2 tRNA genes and 3 rRNA genes are annotated in these 5,351 nt (G+C 47.5%); all 5 read right to left on the bottom strand.

The features are described 5' to 3' along the window. Positions 1 to 18: 18 nt before the first annotated feature. The 5 genes from rrf to AC4IF5_RS20305 all read right to left on the bottom strand — a co-directional run bounded on the left by rrf (position 19) and on the right by AC4IF5_RS20305 (position 5,172). Positions 19 to 126 (bottom strand): 5S ribosomal RNA (gene rrf, locus AC4IF5_RS20325). Between the two features lie 149 nt (positions 127 to 275). Next, positions 276 to 3,028 (bottom strand): 23S ribosomal RNA (locus tag AC4IF5_RS20320). Positions 3,029 to 3,195: 167 nt separating this feature from the next. Then, positions 3,196 to 3,269 (bottom strand) — tRNA-Ala (locus AC4IF5_RS20315). Between the two features lie 90 nt (positions 3,270 to 3,359). After that, a tRNA-Ile gene (locus AC4IF5_RS20310) sits at positions 3,360 to 3,433 on the bottom strand. Positions 3,434 to 3,655: 222 nt separating this feature from the next. Next, a 16S ribosomal RNA gene (locus tag AC4IF5_RS20305) occupies positions 3,656 to 5,172 on the bottom strand. The 16S, 23S and 5S rRNA genes sit together here with 2 tRNA genes alongside, the layout of an rRNA operon. Positions 5,173 to 5,351 lie beyond the last annotated feature (179 nt).

The following is a 5,351-nucleotide window of genomic DNA, read 5'->3' as shown; positions in this document are numbered from 1 at the left end:
TTTTAAAAATAAAATAAAAACTGGCGGCGGCCTACTCTCCCGCGTTAGCAGTACCATCGGCGCTGGTGGGCTTAACTTCTGTGTTCGGAATGGGAACAGGTGAGCCCCACCGCTAAAACCACCCTAAAGAAGGTATATAGCATCTGGCTTTTTGCTACTGGCATTTGGCTTTTTTGCCAATTGCTAGCTGCCAACTGCGTTTTTTAGCGATAAAAACTTTCACAAAGACAAAACCTTTACTGCGCATAAAGCACCTGGTTTTATTAGCAACCATAGACTATAAATCTACGGGTAATTAGTACTACTCGGCTATGACATTGCTGTCTTTACACCTGTAGCCTATCAACGTCGTCATCTACAACGACCCTTAAAAGATGTCTCATCTTGAGGCGAGTTTCGCACTTATATGCCTTCAGTGCTTATCTCTTCCAAACGTAGCTACTCAGCGGTGCACCTGGCGGTACAACTGATACACCAGAGGTTTGTTCAATTCGGTCCTCTCGTACTAGAATCAAGCCCTCTCAAACATCTAACGCCCGCAATAGATAGAGACCGAACTGTCTCACGACGTTCTGAACCCAGCTCGCGTGCCACTTTAATGGGCGAACAGCCCAACCCTTGGGACCTTCTCCAGCCCCAGGATGTGACGAGCCGACATCGAGGTGCCGAACCTCCCCGTCGATGTGAGCTCTTGGGGGAGACTAGCCTGTTATCCCCGGAGTACCTTTTATCCTATGAGCGATGGCCCTTCCATACGGAACCACCGGATCACTATGTCCTGCTTTCGCACCTGATCGACTTGTTGGTCTCACAGTCAAGCACCCTTATGCCATTACACTCTACGCACGGTTACCAAGCGTGCTGAGGGTACCTTTGAAAGCCTCCGTTACTCTTTTGGAGGCGACCACCCCAGTCAAACTACCCACCACGCAATGTCCTTCTAAAAGAAGTTAGGCTCCAAGTAAGTAAAGGGTGGTATTTCAACGTCGACTCCACCAACACTAGCGTGCCAGCTTCATAGTCTCCCACCTATCCTACACATTACTTACTCAAAGTCAATACGAAGTTATAGTAAAGGTTCACAGGGTCTTTTCGTCCCATTGCGGGTAATCGGCATCTTCACCGATACTACAATTTCACCGAGCTCGTGGCTGAGACAGTGCCCAGATCGTTACACCATTCGTGCAGGTCGGAACTTACCCGACAAGGAATTTCGCTACCTTAGGACCGTTATAGTTACGGCCGCCGTTTACTGGGGCTTCAGTTAATGCCTTCGCTTACGCTAAGCACCTTCCTTAACCTTCCAGCACCGGGCAGGTGTCAGACCCTATACAGCATCTTTCGATTTAGCAGAGTCCTGTGTTTTTGATAAACAGTCGCCTGGGCCTCTTCACTGCGGCCAACATTGCTGCTGGCGTCTCTTCTTCCGAAGTTACGAGACTATTTTGCCTAGTTCCTTAGCCACGACTCACTCGAGCACCTTAGGATTCTCTCCTCGACCACCTGTGTCGGTTTTGGTACGGGTTGCTTCACTTCGGCTTTTCTTGGATCAGATTACTCTACAGCAGCTTCGCCCGAAGGCTAGGCCTTGACTATTCCGTCAGTCTCCAGCAGATACATCCAACCGTCCCCTTTTATCGTGAGCAAGTCAGGGAATATTAACCCTGTGTCCATCCACTACCCCTCTCGGGTTCGCGTTAGGTCCCGACTAACCCTCAGCTGATTAGCATGGCTGAGGAAGCCTTGGTCTTTCGGTGAGCAGGTTTCTCGCCTGCTTTATCGTTACTTATGCCTACATTTTCTTTTCTATCCGCTCCACAATACCTCACGATACTGCTTCGGCGCAAATAGAATGCTCTCCTACCAGATATATAAATATAAATCCATAGCTTCGGTAATATGTTTATGCCCGATTATTATCCATGCCGGACCGCTCGACTAGTGAGCTGTTACGCACTCTTTAAATGAATGGCTGCTTCCAAGCCAACATCCTAGCTGTCAATGCAGTCCAACCGCGTTGCTTCAACTTAACATATATTTGGGGACCTTAGCTGTTGGTCTGGGTTCTTTCCCTCTCGGACATGGACCTTAGCACCCATGCCCTCACTGCCGACGAACATTTATTAGCATTCGGAGTTTGTCAGGAATTGGTAGGCGGTGAAACCCCCGCATCCAATCAGTAGCTCTACCTCTAATAAACTTATGCATCGACGCTGCACCTAAATGCATTTCGGAGAGTACGAGCTATCTCCCAGTTTGATTGGCCTTTCACCCCTACCCACAGGTCATCCGAAGACTTTTCAACGTCAACCGGTTCGGTCCTCCACTCTGTGTTACCAGAGCTTCAACCTGCCCATGGGTAGATCACAAGGTTTCGCGTCTAATCCTACTAACTATCCGCCCTATTCAGACTCGCTTTCGCTCCGGCTCCGGTACTTAATACCTTAACCTCGCTAGTAAAATTAACTCGTAGGCTCATTATGCAAAAGGCACGCCGTCACAGCTTGACGCTGCTCCGACCGCTTGTAGGCGTACGGTTTCAGGTTCTATTTCACCCTTCTATTCGAAGTGCTTTTCACCTTTCCTTCACAGTACTTGTTCACTATCGGTCTTTCAGGAGTATTTAGCCTTGGAGGATGGTCCCCCCATATTCAGACAGGATTTCACGTGTCCCGCCCTACTCATTTATCATCTTAATATGCCTTTCGAGTACAGGATTATCACCTTCTATGATTGTTCTTTCCAGAACATTCCTCTAAACATATAAAGACTTTTGGGCTAATCCGCTTTCGCTCGCCACTACTTACGGAATCTCTTCGATTTCTTTTCCTCCGGGTACTTAGATGTTTCAGTTCTCCGGGTTTGCTCCTCTTGCGAGGTGACATGTCTTCAACATGCCGGGTTGCCCCATTCGGACATCTGCGGATCAATTCGTGTGTGCCAATCCCCGCAGCTTTTCGCAGCTTACCACGTCCTTCGTCGCCTCTGAAAGCCTAGGCATCCGCCATACGCCCTTAACGATTTCTTTCCTATTGGTTACTCAAGCGCTTTATGCGCTCGGTTTTCTCTTTGTGATGTCTTTACCGTTAATGTCAATGATCTTAATTTCTTCTGTATTTATGTAAAATGTAGGCATGTACTTATGATGGCTCTCATCATGAGGTATACATGCTACCTTTTTACCAATACAAACTGTGGAGAATAAGGGAGTCGAACCCTTGACCTCCTGCGTGCAAGGCAGGCGCTCTAGCCAGCTGAGCTAATTCCCCGCTAGTTGAGTTGGTGAGTGAAGGTGTTAGAGGGTTTGAGCGTTAAACTCTTATACTCTAATACTCTCAAACTCCTGTACTCAAAATTAGTAGTCTCGGGCAGGCTCGAACTGCCGACCTCTACATTATCAGTGTAGCGCTCTAACCAGCTGAGCTACGAGACTGTCTTTTAGACCTAAAAGATGATAGACTCATAGATAATAGACTCTTTTCTTCGTCTTTATCTCTCTGCTTTTATCTTCTTTGCCTCTCTCAATCCCTTTACTAATTTCTAGTGGGTGTTGTATTTTTAATATAAACCAACCAATCAAAAAACTAAAGCTCAAACTTTAAGTAAGTGCTTTGGTACATAAGTACTTATTTGTTTAACGTTCTTCAACGCTCTAAAATGAGATGTTCCAGCCGCACCTTCCGGTACGGCTACCTTGTTACGACTTAGCCCTAGTTACCTGTTTTACCCTAGGCAGCTCCTGTTACGGTCACCGACTTCAGGTACCCCAGACTTCCATGGCTTGACGGGCGGTGTGTACAAGGCCCGGGAACGTATTCACCGCGCCATGGCTGATGCGCGATTACTAGCGATTCCAGCTTCATAGAGTCGAGTTGCAGACTCCAATCCGAACTGAGACCAGCTTTCGAGATTTGCATCACGTCACCGTGTAGCTGCCCTCTGTACTGGCCATTGTATTACGTGTGTGGCCCAAGGCGTAAGGGCCGTGATGATTTGACGTCATCCCCACCTTCCTCTCTACTTGCGTAGGCAGTCTCACTAGAGTCCCCAACTTAATGATGGCAACTAGTGACAGGGGTTGCGCTCGTTGCAGGACTTAACCTAACACCTCACGGCACGAGCTGACGACAACCATGCAGCACCTTGAAAAATGTCCGAAGAAAAGTCTATTTCTAAACCTGTCATTTCCCATTTAAGCCTTGGTAAGGTTCCTCGCGTATCATCGAATTAAACCACATAATCCACCGCTTGTGCGGGCCCCCGTCAATTCCTTTGAGTTTCAAACTTGCGTTCGTACTCCCCAGGTGGCTAACTTATCACTTTCGCTTAGTCTCTGAAACTTGCGCCCCAAAAACGAGTTAGCATCGTTTACGGCGTGGACTACCAGGGTATCTAATCCTGTTCGCTCCCCACGCTTTCGTCCATCAGCGTCAGTTGTTGCTTAGTAACCTGCCTTCGCAATTGGTGTTCTAAGTAATATCTATGCATTTCACCGCTACACTACTTATTCCAGCTACTTCAACAACACTCAAGACTTGCAGTATCAATGGCAGTTTCACAGTTAAGCTGTGAGATTTCACCACTGACTTACAAATCAGCCTACGGACCCTTTAAACCCAATAAATCCGGATAACGCTTGCACCCTCCGTATTACCGCGGCTGCTGGCACGGAGTTAGCCGGTGCTTATTCGTATAGTACCTTCAGCCAGATACACGTATCTGGGTTTATCCCTATACAAAAGAAGTTTACAACCCATAGGGCCGTCGTCCTTCACGCGGGATGGCTGGATCAGGCTCGCACCCATTGTCCAATATTCCTCACTGCTGCCTCCCGTAGGAGTCTGGTCCGTGTCTCAGTACCAGTGTGGGGGATCACCCTCTCAGGCCCCCTAAAGATCGTTGACTTGGTGAGCCGTTACCTCACCAACTATCTAATCTTGCGCGTGCCCATCTCTATCCACCGGAGTTTTCAATATTAAGCGATGCCACTCAATATATTATGGGGTATTAATCTTCCTTTCGAAAGGCTATCCCCCTGATAAAGGCAGGTTGCACACGTGTTCCGCACCCGTACGCCGCTCTCAAGTCTCCGAAGAGACTCTACCGCTCGGCTTGCATGTGTTAGGCCTCCCGCTAGCGTTCATCCTGAGCCAGGATCAAACTCTCCATTGTATGTTTGTCTGACTCACTCAAAGTTCTTTTAACGCTTTAGTTTTTCCTTACTTGGTTGTTATATTGTATGTCAATGATCTTTATATCTTTCGCTTTTTAACGAAGCAATCTTATCTGTCAGTGTCGCTCCGTATTTGCGAGTGCAAAAGTAAAAATTTATTTCTTAATGACCAAATTTT

This window comes from Chryseobacterium sp. UF-290, from assembly GCF_058245615.1.
Note: the sequence above shows the minus strand (reverse complement) of the source record. Positions and strands in the feature narration are given on the sequence as shown.